We start from the raw sequence: 16,513 nt of genomic DNA, 5'->3' as shown, positions 1-16,513 counted from the left end.
CCGCGCCGCTTAGAGCCCGCGCAGCTGCTCTGCCACCGCGGCCAGGTCCTGGTCGGTGCGCACCACCACGATCGCCCCCGGCCCCGCGGCGCCCCCGGCACCACCAGCACCACCAGCACCACCAGCGCCGGGCGCGAAGAGCGCGTTGACCTGCGCCATCGCCTCGTCGATCTCGACGTGGGGGTCCTCGCACTCCTCGCGCAGCCACCGGCGCAGCACCCGGTTGTGGGCGGCGACGACGGCGGCGGCCATCAGCTCGCCGCGCCGCTCGGACTCCTCGGAGCCGTCACCCCAGGCGCTGATGTACTGCCGGAACAGCTGCTGGTAGCGGGCGCCACTGATCAGCTCGCGCTCACGCAGGGCGGGCACGGTGGAGGTCAGCTGGTAGCGGCGGCGGGCCAGCGGTCCCTCGGCGATGTAGTGGAAGAGCACGATCCGGACGGCGTCCGAGACGGCGAGGATGGCGCTCTTCTCGGTGGAGGCGGCGAGGCGCTCCTCGACGGCGGCGAGGAGCGCGTCGTGCTCGGGGAAGATCACCATCTCCTTCGACCCGAACAGCCGGAAGAAGGAGCTGCGGCTCACCCCCGCGGCGGCGGCGATGTCGTCGACGCTGGTGGCGTCGTACCCGTGCTCGGCGAACAGCCGGAAGGCGGCCTCGACGATGGCGCCGGCCGCGCCCTTGGCGGCCGGGCCGCGCCGGACGGTCTCGTCCTGCGAATGCGTCACACCCCACCCCCCTTGAGAACTCCAGTGTCAATGGATGATACTCAGTTTCATGACCGAGATCGACCTGCACACGACGGCGGGCAAGCTGGCGGACTTCGACCGCCGCACCGACGAGGCCGTGCACGCTCCCGCCGCCAAGGCGCAGGAGAAGCAGCACGCCAAGGGACGCAAGACCGCCCGCGAGCGCATCGAGCTGCTCTTCGACGAGGGCAGCTTCGTCGAGCTCGACGAGTTCGCCCGCCACCGCTCCACCGCCTTCGGCCTCGAGAAGAACCGCCCCTACGGCGACGGCGTGATCACCGGCTACGGCACCGTCGACGGCCGCCAGGTCTGCGTGTTCTCGCAGGACTTCACCGTGTACGGCGGCTCGCTCGGCGAGGTCTACGGTGAGAAGATCACCAAGGTGATGGACCTGGCGATCAAGTCCGGCTGCCCCATCATCGGCATCAACGAGGGCGCCGGCGCCCGGATCCAGGAGGGCGTGGTCTCGCTCGGCCTGTACGGCGAGATCTTCAAGCGCAACGTGCACGCCTCCGGCGTGATCCCCCAGATCTCGATGATCATGGGCAACTGCGCGGGCGGCCACGTCTACTCGCCCGCCGTCACCGACTTCACGATCATGGTCGACCAGACCTCCGCGATGTTCATCACCGGCCCCGACGTGATCAAGACCGTCACCGGCGAGGACGTCACGATGGAGGAGCTCGGCGGCGCCCGGGCCCACAACACCAAGTCGGGCAACGCCCACTACATGGCCTCCGACGAGGAGGACGCCTTCGAGTACGTCAAGGCGCTGCTCGCCTTCCTGCCCCAGAACAACCTCGACGAGGCGCCGTCGTACGACGAGGCGGCCGACCTCGAGCCCTCCGCCGAGGACCTCGCGCTCGACACGCTGATCCCGGACTCGCCCAACCAGCCCTACGACATGCACGACGTCATCACGACGATCGTCGACGACGGCGACTTCCTCGAGGTGCAGCCGCTGTTCGCGCCCAACATCATCGTCGGCTACGGCCGGGTCGAGGGCCGCTCGGTCGGCGTGGTCGCCAACCAGCCGATGCAGTTCGCCGGCACGCTCGACATCGACGCGTCCGAGAAGGCCGCCCGCTTCGTGCGCTTCTGCGACGCCTTCAACATCCCCGTGCTGACCTTCGTCGACGTCCCGGGCTTCCTCCCGGGCGTCGACCAGGAGCACCTCGGCATCATCCGCCGCGGCGCGAAGCTGATCTACGCCTACGCCGAGGCCACCGTCCCGCTGGTCACGATCATCACCCGCAAGGCCTACGGCGGCGCGTACGACGTGATGGGCTCCAAGCACCTCGGCGCCGACATCAACCTGTCGTGGCCGACCGGCCAGATCGCCGTGATGGGGGCCCAGGGCGCGGCCAACATCGTGCACCGGCGGACGCTCGCCGAGATCGAGGCCGCCGGTGGCGACGTCGAGGCCAAGCGCGCCGAGCTGATCGACGAGTACGAGACCACGCTCGCCAACCCCTACATCGCGGCCGAGCGCGGCTACGTCGACGGCGTGATCAAGCCGTCGGAGACCCGCGCCGAGGTGGTCAAGGCGCTGCGCCTGCTGCGCAACAAGCGCGAGGTGCTGCCGCCCAAGAAGCACGGGAACATCCCGCTGTGAGCGCCGAGACCGTGACCGAGCCCGCGACCGAGCAGGTGGCGGCGGCGCCCGCCGCTCCGCTGCTGCGGGTGATCACCCCGGGCACCACGCCGGAGGAGGTCGCCGCGATCGTCGCCGTGCTCTCCGCCGTCGGCGGTGGCGCCCCGGCGCCCGACGCACCACGCTCGGAGTGGATCAACCCGGCCCGCCGCCTGCGTCGTACCGCCAGCTCCCACCCGAATCCCGGACGCGGCGCCTGGCGTGCCAGCGCCCTGCCCCGCTGAACTGGAAGGCCACACCATGTCGTTGAAGAAGGTCCTCATCGCCAACCGCGGCGAGATCGCGGTGCGGGTCATCCGTGCCGCCAAGGATGCCGGGATCGGGTCGGTCGCGGTGTACGCCGAGCCCGACGCCAACGCGCTGTTCGTGCGCCTGGCCGACGAGGCCTACTCACTGGGCGGCTCGACGCCGGCGGACACCTACCTCGACATCGCCAAGATCATCGAGGTCGCCCATCAGTCCGGCGCCGACTCGGTCCACCCGGGCTACGGCTTCCTCGCCGAGAACGCCGCGTTCGCGCAGGCCGTGCTCGACGCCGGCCTGATCTGGATCGGCCCCTCCCCCGAGGCGATCGACGGCCTGGGCGACAAGGCGAAGGCGAAGCAGATCGCCCTCGCCGCCGGCGCCCCGCTGGCCCCGGGCCTCAAGGACCCGGTCAAGGACGCCGACGAGATCGTCGCCTTCGCCAAGGAGCACGGCCTCCCGGTCGCCATCAAGGCGGTCTTCGGCGGTGGCGGTCGCGGCCTCAAGGTCGCCCGCACCCTCGAGGAGATCCCCGAGCTGTTCGAGTCCGCCACCCGCGAGGCGATCAGCGCCTTCGGCCGCGGCGAGTGCCTGGTCGAGAAGTTCCTCGACAAGCCGCGCCACGTCGAGACCCAGTGCCTGGCCGACTCCCACGGCAACGTCGTGGTCGTCTCGACCCGTGACTGCTCGCTGCAGCGCCGCCACCAGAAGCTGGTCGAGGAGGCGCCCGCGCCCTTCCTCACCGACGAGCAGGTCGAGCGGCTGTACTCGTCGTCCAAGGCGATCCTCAAGGAGGCCAACTACGTCGGCGCCGGCACCTGCGAGTTCCTCGTCGCCGCCGACGGCACCATCTCCTTCCTCGAGGTCAACACCCGCCTCCAGGTCGAGCACTGCGTGTCCGAGGAGGTCACCGGCATCGACCTGGTCCGCGAGATGTTCCGCATCGCGGCCGGCGAGGAGCTCGGCTACGACGACCCGGAGATCCGCGGCCACTCGATCGAGTACCGGATCAACGCCGAGGACGGCGGCAACAACTTCATGCCCGCCCCCGGCACCCTCACCGCCTGGAACCCTCCGCAGGGCCCCGGCGTACGCGTCGACGGGGGCTACGAGGTCGGCGAGACCGTTCCCGGCGCCTTCGACTCGCTGATCGCCAAGCTGATCATCACCGGCTCCTCGCGGACGCAGGCGATCGAGCGCTCGCGCCGGGCGCTCGCGGAGTTCGAGGTCGACGGCATGCCGACCGCGATCACCTTCCACGAGGTCATCGTCAACGACCCGGCCTGGGTCGGCGCCTCCAACCCGTCGGGCGAGGGCTCCTTCGACGTCTACACCACGTGGATCGAGACCGACTTCGACAACCAGATCACGCCCTACGGCGGCGCGGCCGGTGAAGCGGCGGATCCCGGCGAGAAGCAGAAGGTCGTCGTCGAGGTCGGCGGCAAGCGGATCGAGGTCGTCCTCCCCGCCGGCCTGGGTGGTCTCGGTGGGGGCGCGGCCGCCGGCGGCGCGAAGAAGCCGAAGCGCGCGGGCGGCAAGAAGGCCGGCGCCGCCGCCTCGGGCGACTCGGTCACCTCCCCCATGCAGGGCACCATCGTCAAGGTCGCCGTCGAGGAGGGCCAGGCGGTCGAGGAGGGCGACGTGGTCGTCGTACTCGAGGCGATGAAGATGGAGCAGCCCCTCAAGGCCCACAAGGCCGGCACCATCACCGGCCTGACCGCCGAGGTCGGCGCCACCATCGGCAACGGCGAGGTCGTCTGCGAGATCAAGGACTGACCCGTCTCGAAGTGGCTCTGGTTTTGCGCCGACCCGGCAGAAACTAGCCTCAGTACGACGCCGACCCGGCAGAAAGTGGCTCGCCTAGATGCCACTTTCTGCCGGGTCGGCGCATTTCCGGAGCCACTTTCTGCCGGGTCGGCGCATTTCCGGAGCCAGTTTCTGCCGGGTCGGCCCAAAATCAGAGCCAGTTTCTGCCGGGTCGGCGGACGAGGGACAGCACCGCGGCGAGGGCGCAGAGGGCCGCGCCGCCCCACCAGGCCCAGGTGTAGGCGCCGAGCTGGTCGCGGATGACGCCCGCGGCGAGGGCCGCGGCGGCGGCGCCGAGCTGGTGGGAGGCGAACACCCAGCCGAAGACGATGGTGCCGCGCTCACCGAACGCCTCACGACACAGCGCCGCGGTGGGCGGGACGGTGGCGACCCAGTCGAGGCCGTAGATGACGATGAACAGCACCATGCTCGGGTGGACGGCGTCCGCGAGCAGGCTCGGGAGCAGCAGCAGGCCCAGGCCGCGGAACAGGTAGTAGGCGACGAGCAGCGCGCGCGGGTCGAACCGGTCGGTGAGCCAGCCGGAGGCGATGGTGCCGACGATGTCGAAGACGCCGACCACGGCGAGCAGGCCGGCGGCGGTGGTCGTGGACATGCCGTGGTCGTGGGCCGACGGGATGAAGTGGATCCCGATCAGGCCGTTGGTGGTCGCGCCGCAGATCGCGAACGCGCCGGCGAGCGCCCAGAAGGCGCGGGTGCGGGCGGCGTACGTCAGGCCCTCGATCGCCCGCCGGGTGGCCCCTCCGGTGGCGCGCGGCGGGGGCGTCCAACCCGGAGCGGCGCCGTACGGCGTGACGCCGCGGTCCTCGGGATGGTCGCGGACTACCCACCACACCACGGGTACGACGGCCAGGGCCGCCGCCGCGATCACGAGGGACGCCGGCCGCCAGCCCGCCCCCTCGGCGAGCGCAGCCACGACGGGGAGGAAGACCAGCTGTCCGGCCGCGGACCCGGCGGTGAGGATGCCCATGACCAGGCCGCGCCGCTGTTCGAACCAGCGGTTGGCGACCGTGGCGGCGAAGACGAGCGCCATCGAGCCGGTGCCGAGCCCGATCAGCACGCCCCAGCACACGAGCAGCTGCCAGGACGCGGTCATCAGGACGCTGCCGCCCGAGCCGAGCGCGACCAGGGTGAGCGCGGCGGCGACCACCCGTCGTACGCCGAAGCGGTCCATCAGCGCGGCCGCGAACGGTGCGGTCAGCCCGAACAGGACCAGGTTGATGCTCACCGCGAGCGACATGACGCTCGTCGACCAGCCGAACTCGTCGTGCAGCGGCACCATCAGCGCGCCGGGCGCCGCCCGGAAGCCGGCCGCCCCGACGAGCGCGAGGAAGGCGACCGCCGCCACGACCCAGGCCGGGTGGAGACCGCGACGGGTGAGCGGCGGGGAGGAGATCGTCATCGAGCAGGCTTTCTTGAGCGAAGTCAGACCGGTACGCTAGCACGCATGGCGCTGCGCTCCGACTGGTCGACCGACTTCTGCCCGGTCCGCCGCTCGCTCGACGTCCTCGGCGACCCGTGGCTCCTGCTCATCGTCCGCGACGTGCTCCACGGCACCGGCCGCTTCGAGCAGCTGCGCGACAACCTCGGCATCTCCGAGGCGGTGCTCAGCCGGCGCCTGCGGGCGATGCGCGAGGCCGGCCTGCTCGACACCGTCGACTACGTCCGCGACGGCCGCACCCGCCAGCGGTACGTCGCCACCGAGGCCGCCGCCGACCTGCTCCCCCTGCTCCAGCAGCTCGCACTCTGGGGCGAGAAGCACACCCGGCTCCCCGAGGGCGGCGCGCACATGGGGCTGCGCCACGAGAGCTGCGGCCAGGAGACCACGCGCGCCGAGACCTGCAGCGCCTGCGGCGAGCCGCTGCGGCCCGAGGACATGACCTGGGTCAAGCCGTGGCGCGCCGCGGAGCACCGGCTGCGCGCCGCCGGCAGCTGACCCCTACGGTGGGGCCGTGTTCCTCTACGAGTTCGAGGGCCGACGGCCCCAGGTCCACCCCGAGGCGTTCGTCGCGCCGACCGCGACCCTGATCGGCGACGTCCGCGTCGAGAAGGGCGCCAGCGTCTGGTACGGCGCCGTCCTGCGGGCCGACATCTGCACGATCATCGTGCGCGAGGGCTCGAACATCCAGGACAATTCCGTGGTCCACGGCGCCCCCGACGTGGTCGTCGACATCGGCCCGAACGCGACGGTGGCCCACGGCTGCGTCTTCCACGGCGACACCATGGGCGAGAAGTCCCTGCTCGGCAACGCCAGCACCGTCCTCGACCACGCCTCGATCGGCGCCGGCTCCCTCGTCGCCGCCGGCGCCGTCGTCACGCCCGGCACCCAGATCCCCGAGGGCGTGCTCGCCGCGGGCGCGCCGGCCGAGACCAAGCGGCCGATCGAGGGCACCGGCGCGCACTTCTGGGTCGAGACCAATGCCGTCTACTACGCCGAGCTGGCGCAGCGGCACCGCGCGGGCGTCGTACCGGTCGACGGCGGACCCTGATCGCCGCCGTCCCGCGCAGGGAACGCGTCTCGGGCTTGTCGTCGTACGAGGACATTTCTGAATTGTCTTCGTACGAGGACACGTCGAATGTCGTCGTACGAGGACGACCAGGAGGCGCCGGATGCCTGACATCGAGATACCCGACCGATTCGATCGCGCAACGTCCGCCGACAGGGTCCTACGTCTTCACCAGGAGGACTTCTGCCAGGCACTGGGCCGATTGCCGGAGAAGAAGTACGAGTCGGCCGGCGGCCCCGGCCTCCGCGACCTGGCCGGGCTCGTCCGCAAACAGATGACACAGCCCGAGGACGATCTCCGCGCCCTGGCCGACTTCCTCGCCGTCAACCTGGTCGCCGGCGCCCCTGACGGTCATGCCAAGAACATCTCCCTGATCCTCGGCCCGATGGCAGCCGCTGGATCGCTCCGCTCTACGACCTCGCAACGGGACTGACCTACGACCCCGAGGCCGTCGAACGCACCGTTGCCCTGTCCATCGGCGGCGAACGGATCTTCAGCAGGATCCGAGCCAAGCAGTGGACGAAGGCCGCTGCGATCCTCGGCCTCGATCCCGACCTCCTCCACCGCCGCGTCGCCGCCCTGGCCACCGACTTCCCAGCAGCATTCGAGACGGCGCTCGGCGATGTCAGCGATGCTCCCGGCGCGACCGAGGTGGCCGAGCGGACCCTGCCCGTCCTCCGAGATCACTGCGCCGAGATCCTCGACCGACTCGACGAGTAGCCGCGACAGCCGCGATCTCACGGACCGCCAAGCAGATCCCGCACCAGCTCGACCGCCGCCGGAAGCAGCGCCAGGACGAACGGAGCTCCCACGACGGCCGCAAGGAGCAACCCGAATCGACGAAGCGGCTCGAGACCAGGGGGCAACGCCTTCACGACCCTGCTCGTGGCCACTGCGCCCGAGATCGCCTCACGGATCATGACGTCCAGCACGTCCAGGACATTGCGTCCGAGGTCGCGGCCACTCACTCCTGGCGCGGCGAGCCGTGCCAGGAGATCCTCCCGACCACCCGTCGTGTCGATACCCGTCGGGTACCGCCCCGCGACCCGACCGAGCCCCACCGCCGCGACCCAGACGAGATGTCGCTGATCGGCCAGCACTCGGGACTCCGCCGTACCGCGCAGACCGTAGGGACTGACGATCCGGTCGAGAGTCGTGGGCGCGACGGCGAGGCGCCCCGGGTCGAGCACCCGGAACCAAGCCCGACTCGCCAGCACTGCGAGCGGATCTACGTAGACGAGAACGACCTCCGTCGCCCCGAGGGCCGCGAGCCACAGCAGGAGCGGGACGAACGCCGCCGCCATCGCGAGCTGGTCGTCGTGGACGAACGCACGGATGGTGACGGCCATTGCGGGGATCAGCAGGATCGACGATCCGGCCGCCGCAGCCCCGAACCGACACCGGTAGCGCGCCACGCGCCACCCCACGGTCCGCGCGTCGTCGCCGTGCGGCCCCAGGAAGTCATCACGTGCACACCGCGTCTCCCATCGCTGGATGCTCCGCCGGCACAGCTGTCGCCAGCCTTCGACCCCGAGGACCGCGGCAACCATGACGAGACCGAGAAGGATCCACAGTTCACGCTCGGGCATGGTTTCGGGAAGCGCCCAGCCGATGGAGCTCAGCAGAGCGGGCGCAGCGAAGACGACGGCGAGCAGCCAGTTCAGGCCGACTGCCGTGGACACGAGCGCACGGGCACCCCCGCCGATCTCCTTTCCGACACGTTCGCGAAGCGCGGCCGAGAATGTCCGACCACCCACGAACAACGAGGCGAAGATTCCCTGAAGTAACCACCAAAGCGGGGTTCCCAGGATCCCGAGCAAGGCGTTCATGCGTCAGCTCCCTTCAGCAAGGACGAGGAATGTGCACTGACCGCCTATCGCCCGCCCACGGCACTGGCAACTCCTCACCCGAACCCGGACGCACGTCGTCGACACCTGACGAGCCGGCCCGGCAGCACACCCCAGGGTCTTGACACATGTCTGACAGGTGGGGACCGTCCTGTCTGACAGATCCTTGACCCCGGGGAGGACCCGTGACCGCAACGACCCATGCGTCGGCCAACCGCGACGTCGTCGTGCACAGCCTGACCGACTTCGCCTCGCTCGCCGTCGTAGGCGGCGAGCACACCGTCGTCATCGACGAGCCACGGGAGTTCGAAGGAGGCGGTACGGCGCCCAACCCGTTCGGGCTCGTGTTGTCGGCGCTCGGCGGCTGCATGGCCGGCACCCTGCGCGGCGTCGCACGTCAGCACGGCTTCGACTACGAGCGGGCCGAGATCCGGCTCTCGCTGCGAATCAACCGGCCGACGTCGGGGCCGCTGGACCCGGGCGAGCGGGAGCTGCGGATCTCGCGGATCATCGCGGACGTCACCGTCCACGGCGAGCTCACCGCCGACCAGCAGGACGCGCTGCGGCACGGTATCGAGTCCTGCCCGGTGGGCAACACGCTCCGTCGCGCGCTCACTCTGCAGGAGTCGGTCACGTTCGAGGCGGCGGCATGAGCGCGCCCTTCGACCTGCTGGTCACGAACGCACACCTGGCCGACGGCTCGCCCGTCACCCTGGGGATCCGCGAGGGCCGCTACGCGTACGTCGGCCCGGAGGCCCCGGCCGGCGCCACCGCGGCCGCGACCATCGACGCGGGCGGCGGGCTGGTGACCGAGTCCTTCGTCGACGGGCACCTGCACCTGGAGAAGGTGCACACCCTCGACCGGGCCGGCGACGGGGCGCTGGCGGCGTACACCTCGGGCAGCATGGGCGCCGCGCTGCGCTCGATCGTGCGGGAGGCGAGCGGGGTGAAGCGGCAGTACGACCGGGCCTGGCTCGAGCCCAACGTACGCCGGGCGCTCGACGCCGCGGTCGCGCACGGCGTGCTGCACGTCCAGGCCTTCGTCGACGTCGACACCACGGCGCGGCTGGTGGGGATGGAGGCGGTGCTGGCGGTGCGCGAGGAGTACCGCGACCTGCTCGACGTGCAGGTGGTGGCCTTCCCGCAGGACGGGCTGCTGCGCGACCCGGGGGCGGCCGCGCTGTGCGAGGAGGCGTTGCGGCTGGGTGCCGACGTGGTCGGCGGGATCCCGTGGATCGAGATGACCGACGCCGACGCGCGGGCGCACGTGGCCTGGGCCTGCCGGCTCGCGGCCGAGCAGGGCAAGCGGGTGGCGATGCTGGTCGACGACGCGGGCGACCCGGGGCTGCGGACCACGCAGATGCTGGCCGAGGCGATGCTCGAGCACGACCTGCGCGGACGCGGGGTGGCCTGCCACGCGCGGGCGCTGGCGACCTATCCCCAGCCGACCCTGCAGCGGCTGATGGACCTGGTCCACGCGGCCGGCCTGGGCTTCGTCTCGGATCCGCACACCGGTCCGCTGCACCTGCCGGTGCGGGACTTCGCCGACGACGGCATCCCCGTCGCGCTCGGCCAGGACGACATCGAGGACGCGTACTACCCCTTCGGCCGGCACAGCATGCTGGAGGTCGCCTTCCTCGCGGCCCACACGCTGCGCTTCCTCACCGGCGCCGACCAGCGGCTGCTGCTCGAGCTGATCACCACCCGGGCCGCCGACGTGCTCGGGATCGCGGACCACGCGATCGCGGAGGGCAACCCGGCGAACCTGTGCGTGCACGCCGACGAGCGCCTGCGCGACGTGCTCACCGAGCACGCCCGCCCCCGCTGGGTGATCCGGGAGGGCCGGGTGGTCGCCGAGTCGGAGACGACGACCCGCTACCAGTCCGCGCGCCGCACCAGCGCGTAGCGGAACGCCCCCCGCAGGTGGACCTCGCGGGTCCAGTAGCAGACCGTGCCGGTGCGGCTGATTCCCGTCGCGTCCAGGGTCATCGCCGGCTCACCTTCGGGGCGACCGGTCAGCCCGGCGTCCTCGGCCGACAGGCCGTCGGCGCCGGGCCACACCAGCTCCCAGCCGACCTGCTCGCCGGCCAGCCCACGGGCCAGCTCGGCCATCGGCGCCGCGGGCTCCAGCGTGGCCGGGTCCACCCCCGTCAGCACCGGTACGACGTCGCGCGCGACCAGCACCGGCTCACCGTCGGCGGACCACACCTTGGTGGTGCGCAACACACCCTGGCGCGGCGAGACGTCGTAGGCGTCCGCCTCCTGGAGGCTGACCTCGCCGACCTCGGCGGAGACCACCTCGACCGACGGCGTCCGGCCCATCGCGGCGATCAGCTCGGCGCTGTCGAGGCGCTGCTCGAAGCGGGCCGGGATGCCGAGCAGCGAGCTGTTGACCGTGGTGTCCGCGCCCTTGCGGCGGTGGATGAAGCCGCGCTCCTCGAGCCGGACCAGCGCCTCGCGCACCGCCGGCCGGCTGATCTCCAGCTCAGAGGCCAGGACCGTCTCGCCCGGCATCGGCCCGCCCCGCTCGGCCGCGTCGGCCCAGAGTCGCTGCAGCCGGCGCTCGACCGGCTCCGGCAGCTCCGCATCGCTCACGGCGCCACCCTAGGGTGCCCGGGTCGGACGGGCTCGTGCCGGGCCGGGCAGCAGCCCGCCCCGTCAGGCGGTGACGATGGCGCCCTGGCCCGCCTCACGGTCGAGCGAGCGGCCGATGACCATCCGCTGGATCTGGTTGGTGCCCTCGAAGATCTGCATCACCTTGGCCTCGCGCATGTAGCGCTCGACCGGGAAGTCCTTGGTGTAGCCGGCGCCGCCGAGCACCTGGACCGCGTCGGTGGTGACCTTCATGGCGGCGTCGGTGGCGACCAGCTTGGCGATCGAGGCCTCGCGGGAGAAGGGCAGGCCGAGGTCCTTGAGCCGGGCGGCGTGCAGCACCGTCGCGCGGGCGGACTGGATCGCGGCCTCCATGTCGGCGAGCACGAAGGCCAGGCCCTGGTGGTCGATGATCCGCTGGCCGAAGGCCTCGCGCTGCTGGGCGTAGGCGACCGCGCGGTCGAGGGCGCCCTGGGCGAGACCGGTCGCGACGGCGGCGATGCCGAGCCGGCCGGCGTCGAGGCCGGCGAGCGCGATCTTGAGCCCCTGGCCCTCGTCACCGAGCCGCTGCTCGACGGGGACCCGGACGTCCTCGAAGCGCACCGTCGCGGTGGTCGAGCCCATCAGACCCATCTTGTCCTCGGGGGCGTCGGCGGACAGGCCGGGGGTGCCGGCGCGGACCAGGAAGCAGGAGATGTCGCCGCGGGCGTCGCCGGTGCGGGCCATCACCTTGTAGAAGTCGGCCTTGCCGCCGTGGGTGACCCACGCCTTGGCGCCGTTGAGGACGTAGGCGTCGCCGTCGCGGCGGGCCCGGGTGCGCATCGCGGCCGGGTCGGAGCCGGCGTGCGCCTCGGAGAGGCAGTAGGCACCGAGCAGGTCGCCGCCGAGCAGCTCCGGGAGCCAGGCGGCACGCTGCTCGTCGGTGCCCGCGGTGGCCAGGCCGAAGCAGCTCAGCGCGTGGACGGAGACGCCGACGCCGACACTGGACCAGACCGAGCCGATCTCCTCGAGGACCTGCAGGTAGACCTCGTAGGGCAGCCCGCCGCCGCCGACCTCCTCCGGGTAGGGCAGACCGAGGAAGCCGGCCCGGCCGAGCAGGCGGAACACCTCGCGGGGGAAGGTCCCCGTCGCCTCGGCCTCCGCGGCGCGCGGCAGCAGCTCCTCGGTGGCGAGCTGCCGGGCCAGGCGGAGCAGGTCGGCGTACTCGTCGGACGCCATCAGGCGACGTGCGGGCATCGGGTCCTCCGGTGTTCAGTACTGAATCGGTGATTCTGGTACGGACTACGGTACCCCCTTCGTTGCTAACCTGCGACCCGTGCAGCAGCAGCGAAGCCTCCCGCCGCGCACCCGACAGCGTCGGGACGCGCTGCTCGACGAGCTCGTCGAGCTGTTCCTCGCCGAGGGCTTCGCCGCGTTCGGCATCGGCGAGCTCGCCCAGCGCCTGTCCTGCTCGCGCAGCACCCTCTACCTGGTCGCGCCCAGCAAGGAGCAGGTCATCACCGCCACCGTGCGGCACTTCTTCAAGCGGGCCGCCGAGCGGATCGAGGAGCGGGTCGCGGCGGCGCCCGACCCGGCCGACCGGCTCTCGACGTACCTCACCGCGGTGGCCGACGAGCTGGCTCCCGCCTCGCCCCGGTTCTACGCCGACCTGGCCGGCTTCCCGCCCGGCGCCGAGGTCTACCGCGCCAACACCGCCCAGGCCGCCGCCCGGGTGCAGGCACTGGTGTCCGAGGGCGTCGCGGCCGGCACCCTGCGCCAGGTCAACGCCATCTTCGTCGGCGCCGCCGTCGCCGAGGTGATGGACGCGATCGGCGACGGCCGGATCGGTACGGCGACCGGTCTCGACGACGCCCAGGCGTACCAGGCTCTGGTCGACCTGGTCGCGACCGGCCTGCGGGCGCGAGGCTGAGCGGCATGAGCACCCCGCTGGACGTCGGCATGACCCTGCCCGTGATGGAGCCGGACCTCGCGCCCGCAATGCTGCGGGACTGGGCCGAGCGGATCGACGCCGGTCCCTACAGCTCGCTGTGCTTCGGCGAGCGGATCGCCTTCGACAACCCCGACGCGCTCACCCTGCTCGGCGCCGTCGCGGCGTGGACCGGCCGGGTGCGGATCGCCACCACGGTCGTCGTACCCCAGCTGCACGATCCGGTGCTGCTCGCCAAGGCGCTCGCGACCGGCGACCAGCTCAGCGGCGGCCGGCTGAGCGTCGGACTCGGGGTCGGCGGGCGCGAGGAGGACTACGCGGCCGTCGCCGCCGACTGGAGCAGCCGGACCATGGCCGACCTGGCTGAGCGCGCCGGGGTGCTGCGCCGGGTCTGGGCAGCCGAGAACCTCACCGGCGCCACCCGTCCGGTCGGGCCGCGGCCGGTGCGGCCGGGCGGCCCGGAGCTGCTGGTCGGCACCCTCGGGCACCGCATCGTCCGGCACGCCGCGCGGTGGGCCGACGGCCTGGCCGGCATGTCGCTCACCGCCGACGTCGACGAGACCGCCGCGCTGTTCGACGTGGCCCGCGCGGCCTGGGCCGAGAACGGGCGGCCCGCCCCGCGGCTGACCACGTCCTTCTGGTTCGCGCTGGCGGAGACCTCGCCCGACCCGCGCGGGCAGATCCACCGCCACCTGCGCCACTACATGAACTGGCTGCCGCCGGCCCTGGTCGACGCGCTCGCGCCGACCGCGGGCTTCGCCGGCTCGCTGGACCAGCTGCGGGCGCTGCTCGACCGGTTCGCGGCGATCGGCGCCGACGAGGTGCAGCTGATCCCGACCAGCGACGACCCGCGCCAGGTCGACCTGGTCGCGGACCTGCTCGGCGGCTGAGCCCCGGGCGAACCGGTGGGTGAACTTCCGCGAAGCACGTCCTTCAGCGAAGGATCACCACTAGCGTGCCGGGCATGCGCATCCCCCTCAAGGGCAGCGGTCCGGCAGCGCTCGTGATCGCCCTCCTCGCCCTCCTCGTCGCCGTCTCGGGCAGCTCCTACGCGGCGGTCGTCGCCCACAAGAACTCCGTCGACACCGCCGCCCTGCAGCACCACGCCGTCACCCGCGGCAAGATCGCCAAGGGCGCGGTCGGCTCCGGCAAGGTGCTCGACGGCAGCCTGCGCGCGCGTGACTTCGCCTCCGGCGAGCTGCCGGCCGGCGCTCCCGGCGCCGCCGGGGCGAACGGGCAGCCGGGCACTCCCGGCCAGCAGGGCGCGCCGGGCCAGGCAGGCGCGGTCGGCCCCCAGGGACCGGTCGGACCCGTCGGACCCGTCGGACCCGTCGGCCCCCAGGGCCCCGCCGGCCCGGTCGGCCCGGTCGGCCCCCAGGGACCGGTCGGACCCGCCGGGCCCCAGGGCGCGGACGGCGCGGACGGCACCCCGGGCAGTGCCTACACGGCCTACGAGTACAGCGCGCCGGGCTCGATCGCCGTGCCGATCCTGGTGCTCAACACCCCGCAGAACGTGAGCGGCCTGGCGTTCGACAAGCTCGGCGACGGACCGGCCTTCCTCGGCCCCAACGGGCTGACCTTCACCCGCGCGGGCACCTATCGGATCAGCTACGGCATGGATCTGCAGACGCCGCTCGCGCTGGTGAGCCTGTACGCCTTCGCCACCAAGGGCGCCAACGGCCTGCCGACGGACCCGGTGGTGCCCGGCAGCCAGGTCAACAAGACCGTCAACAACAACGTGCTCGCCAGCGAGCGGATCAGCCAGGACTTCCTGGTCGAGGTCACCGCCGGCCAGACCGTGACGGTCTACGTGCAGACCAACCTGCTCGGCGTCGTCCGCACCAGCCAGCAGGTCGACGTGGAGCTGGTCAGCTGAGGTACCCGCTCGCGCCGGCCGGCGGGGTGACACTGTCCGGGTGACCGATCTCCTGGACTCCCTCTTCGCCGGCCGCGCGGGCGGCTTCCGGCCCTCCCCGGTGCGCGACTTCTGGGAGGTGTCGATGGAGCCGGGGATCATCTCCCTGGCCGGCGGCAACCCCGACCTCTCGGTGCTGCCGCTCGACGCGCTGGGCGAGGTCGCGGCCCGGGTGATCCGGGAGCGCGGCCTCGAGGTGCTGCAGTACGGCGGCGGCACCGGCGCTCCCGGCGCCCGCGAGGCCGCCGCCCGGACCATGGCCGCCGAGGGACTCGACGTCGACCCGGACCTGGTGCAGGTGACCGCGGGCTCCCAGCTCGGGCTGGACCTGGTGGTCAAGCTGCTGTGCGACCCGGGCGACGTGGTGCTCGCCGAGGGGCCGTCGTACGTCGGGGCGATCGGGCTGTTCGTCGGCATGCAGGTCGACGTGGCGCACGTCCCGATCGACGGCGACGGGCTGCTCCCCGAGGCGCTGGCCGAGACGATCGCGCGGGTGCGCGCCGCGGGGCGGCGGGTCAAGGCGCTGTACACGATCCCCAACTTCCACAACCCCAGCGGGGTGACCCTCGCGGCCGAGCGGCGTCCGGAGGTGGCCCGGATCTGCCGGGACGCCGGGATCGCCATCATCGAGGACAACCCCTACGGCCTGCTCTCCTTCGACGGCGGCACGCTGCCCAGCCTGCGCTCGCTCGACCCCGACAACGTGATCTACCTCGGCTCCTTCTCCAAGGTGGTCGCCCCCGGCCTGCGGGTCGGCTGGGTGGTCGCGCCCGAGTCGCTGCGCCGCCCGCTCCAGCTCGCGTCCGAGGCCACCGTGATCTGCGCGTCGGTGCTCAGCCAAGCCGTGGTCGAGGAGTACGTGCTGCGCCACGACTGGCTCGACGTCCTCGCCGGCGCCCGCGGCCGCTACCAGGCCCGGGCCACCGCCGTCCTCGACGCGCTCGCCACCGGCGCCGGGCCGGACGTCACCTGGTCGGTGCCCCGTGGCGGCTTCTTCACCTGGGTGACGCTGCCGGCCGGCACCGACGTGCACGCCGTCCTGGACGCCGCGATCGAGCGGCGGGTGGTGTTCGTGCCCGGGTCGGCGTTCTACGCCGACGGCGGCGGCGCCGAGCAGCTCCGGCTGGCGTTCTCGCTGGAGCGGGAGGAGGTGCTGGCCGAGGGGGTGCGCCGACTGCTGGACGCGGTCACGGAAGTCACGACATGAAGACTTCTTCATGTTCATGTATCGTGGGCGAGTCGATCCCCGAAGCGAGG

17 protein-coding genes are annotated in these 16,513 nt (G+C 72.3%); 12 read left to right on the top strand and 5 right to left on the bottom strand.

The features are described 5' to 3' along the window. Positions 1-9: 9 nt before the first annotated feature. On the bottom strand, positions 10-726 hold the full coding sequence (locus JOD66_RS15025) for a TetR/AcrR family transcriptional regulator (RefSeq protein WP_307823542.1): 717 nt from the start codon (positions 724-726) through the stop codon (positions 10-12). 49 nt (positions 727-775) lie between these two features. On the opposite strand from JOD66_RS15025, the gene JOD66_RS15020 reads away from it, so the two are divergent. The 3 genes from JOD66_RS15020 to JOD66_RS15010 are packed head-to-tail and all read left to right on the top strand — an operon-like array spanning position 776 to position 4,420. Next, positions 776-2,362 carry an acyl-CoA carboxylase subunit beta gene (locus JOD66_RS15020; protein ID WP_204837650.1) on the top strand — a complete coding sequence of 529 codons (1,587 nt, stop codon included), beginning with the start codon at positions 776-778 and terminating at the stop codon, positions 2,360-2,362. Next, complete coding sequence (locus JOD66_RS15015) at positions 2,359-2,625, top strand: acyl-CoA carboxylase subunit epsilon (protein WP_204837649.1); 267 nt, start codon at positions 2,359-2,361, stop codon at positions 2,623-2,625. Before JOD66_RS15020 ends, JOD66_RS15015 begins: the two co-directional genes overlap by 4 nt. A gap of 16 nt (positions 2,626-2,641) precedes the next feature. Further along, positions 2,642-4,420, top strand: a complete 1,779-nt coding sequence (locus JOD66_RS15010; protein WP_239545241.1) for an acetyl/propionyl/methylcrotonyl-CoA carboxylase subunit alpha — start codon at positions 2,642-2,644, stop codon at positions 4,418-4,420. A 181-nt stretch (positions 4,421-4,601) separates the two neighbouring features. Here JOD66_RS15010 and JOD66_RS15005 read toward each other — a convergent pair whose 3' ends face one another. Further along, entirely contained in the window at positions 4,602-5,870 is a 1,269-nt protein-coding gene (locus tag JOD66_RS15005) for an MFS transporter (protein ID WP_204837648.1), read from the bottom strand. Between the two features lie 45 nt (positions 5,871-5,915). On the opposite strand from JOD66_RS15005, the gene JOD66_RS15000 reads away from it, so the two are divergent. From JOD66_RS15000 to JOD66_RS14990, 3 genes are all read left to right on the top strand, one after another. Then, the gene (locus tag JOD66_RS15000) at positions 5,916-6,404 is read left to right on the top strand and encodes a winged helix-turn-helix transcriptional regulator (RefSeq protein ID WP_204837647.1); all 489 of its coding nucleotides are present in this window, start codon (positions 5,916-5,918) and stop codon (positions 6,402-6,404) included. Positions 6,405-6,420: 16 nt separating this feature from the next. Next, entirely contained in the window at positions 6,421-6,957 is a 537-nt protein-coding gene (locus tag JOD66_RS29530) for a gamma carbonic anhydrase family protein (protein ID WP_204837646.1), read from the top strand. Between the two features lie 121 nt (positions 6,958-7,078). Continuing rightward, positions 7,079-7,408, top strand: a complete 330-nt coding sequence (locus tag JOD66_RS14990; RefSeq protein ID WP_204837645.1) for a HipA domain-containing protein — start codon at positions 7,079-7,081, stop codon at positions 7,406-7,408. Between the two features lie 304 nt (positions 7,409-7,712). On the opposite strand, the gene JOD66_RS14985 is transcribed toward JOD66_RS14990, so the two are convergent. Beyond that, positions 7,713-8,804: a hypothetical protein gene (locus JOD66_RS14985; RefSeq protein WP_204837644.1), complete on the bottom strand. Its 1,092-nt coding sequence runs from the start codon at positions 8,802-8,804 to the stop codon at positions 7,713-7,715. A 203-nt stretch (positions 8,805-9,007) separates the two neighbouring features. On the opposite strand from JOD66_RS14985, the gene JOD66_RS28460 reads away from it, so the two are divergent. Continuing rightward, on the top strand, positions 9,008-9,475 hold the full coding sequence (locus tag JOD66_RS28460; RefSeq protein WP_204837643.1) for an OsmC family protein: 468 nt from the start codon (positions 9,008-9,010) through the stop codon (positions 9,473-9,475). Further along, positions 9,472-10,728, top strand: coding sequence for an amidohydrolase family protein (locus JOD66_RS14975; RefSeq protein WP_204837642.1), 1,257 nt, complete (start codon positions 9,472-9,474; stop codon positions 10,726-10,728). Before JOD66_RS28460 ends, JOD66_RS14975 begins: the two co-directional genes overlap by 4 nt. Here the strand turns inward: JOD66_RS14975 and JOD66_RS14970 are convergent. Together JOD66_RS14970 and JOD66_RS14965 are read right to left on the bottom strand one after the other, a co-directional pair. Next, positions 10,698-11,417 (bottom strand): GntR family transcriptional regulator, encoded by a 720-nt coding sequence (locus JOD66_RS14970; protein WP_204837641.1) that lies wholly within the window; start codon positions 11,415-11,417, stop codon positions 10,698-10,700. The two genes, JOD66_RS14975 and JOD66_RS14970, sit on opposite strands and share 31 nt — an antisense overlap. Before the next feature lie 63 nt (positions 11,418-11,480). Next, complete coding sequence (locus tag JOD66_RS14965) at positions 11,481-12,650, bottom strand: acyl-CoA dehydrogenase family protein (RefSeq protein ID WP_204837640.1); 1,170 nt, start codon at positions 12,648-12,650, stop codon at positions 11,481-11,483. A 79-nt stretch (positions 12,651-12,729) separates the two neighbouring features. On the opposite strand from JOD66_RS14965, the gene JOD66_RS14960 reads away from it, so the two are divergent. The 4 genes from JOD66_RS14960 (at position 12,730) to JOD66_RS14945 (ending at position 16,463) form a co-directional block, all read left to right on the top strand. Continuing rightward, a complete protein-coding gene (locus JOD66_RS14960) occupies positions 12,730-13,323 on the top strand; it encodes a TetR/AcrR family transcriptional regulator (protein WP_307823539.1) in 594 nt (197 codons plus the stop codon). A 5-nt stretch (positions 13,324-13,328) separates the two neighbouring features. Beyond that, positions 13,329-14,231, top strand: coding sequence for an LLM class flavin-dependent oxidoreductase (locus JOD66_RS14955; RefSeq protein WP_204837639.1), 903 nt, complete (start codon positions 13,329-13,331; stop codon positions 14,229-14,231). Positions 14,232-14,305: 74 nt separating this feature from the next. Then, complete coding sequence (locus JOD66_RS14950; RefSeq protein ID WP_204837638.1) at positions 14,306-15,217, top strand: collagen-like domain-containing protein; 912 nt, start codon at positions 14,306-14,308, stop codon at positions 15,215-15,217. A 40-nt stretch (positions 15,218-15,257) separates the two neighbouring features. Further along, positions 15,258-16,463 (top strand): aminotransferase-like domain-containing protein, encoded by a 1,206-nt coding sequence (locus tag JOD66_RS14945; RefSeq protein WP_204837637.1) that lies wholly within the window; start codon positions 15,258-15,260, stop codon positions 16,461-16,463. Positions 16,464-16,513: the final 50 nt, after the last annotated feature.

Source organism: Nocardioides nitrophenolicus (genome assembly GCF_016907515.1).
In the GTDB taxonomy this organism is placed as follows: domain Bacteria; phylum Actinomycetota; class Actinomycetes; order Propionibacteriales; family Nocardioidaceae; genus Nocardioides; species Nocardioides nitrophenolicus.
Note: the sequence above shows the minus strand (reverse complement) of the source record. Positions and strands in the feature narration are given on the sequence as shown.

Bases quoted from the DNA above. Each gene is read 5' to 3' on its own strand.
- JOD66_RS14950 (WP_204837638.1), top strand. From the start codon at position 14,306: ATGCGCATCCCCCTCAAGGGCAGCGGTCCGGCAGCGCTCGTGATCGCC.
- JOD66_RS15000 (WP_204837647.1), top strand. From the start codon at position 5,916: ATGGCGCTGCGCTCCGACTGGTCGACCGACTTCTGCCCGGTCCGCCGC.
- JOD66_RS14975 (WP_204837642.1), top strand. From the start codon at position 9,472: ATGAGCGCGCCCTTCGACCTGCTGGTCACGAACGCACACCTGGCCGAC.
- JOD66_RS15010 (WP_239545241.1), top strand. From the start codon at position 2,642: ATGTCGTTGAAGAAGGTCCTCATCGCCAACCGCGGCGAGATCGCGGTG.
- JOD66_RS14990 (WP_204837645.1), top strand. From the start codon at position 7,079: ATGCCTGACATCGAGATACCCGACCGATTCGATCGCGCAACGTCCGCC.
- JOD66_RS14955 (WP_204837639.1), top strand. From the start codon at position 13,329: ATGAGCACCCCGCTGGACGTCGGCATGACCCTGCCCGTGATGGAGCCG.
- JOD66_RS15020 (WP_204837650.1), top strand. From the start codon at position 776: ATGACCGAGATCGACCTGCACACGACGGCGGGCAAGCTGGCGGACTTC.
- JOD66_RS14985 (WP_204837644.1), bottom strand. From the start codon at position 8,804: ATGAACGCCTTGCTCGGGATCCTGGGAACCCCGCTTTGGTGGTTACTT.
- JOD66_RS14965 (WP_204837640.1), bottom strand. From the start codon at position 12,650: ATGCCCGCACGTCGCCTGATGGCGTCCGACGAGTACGCCGACCTGCTC.
- JOD66_RS15005 (WP_204837648.1), bottom strand. From the start codon at position 5,870: ATGACGATCTCCTCCCCGCCGCTCACCCGTCGCGGTCTCCACCCGGCC.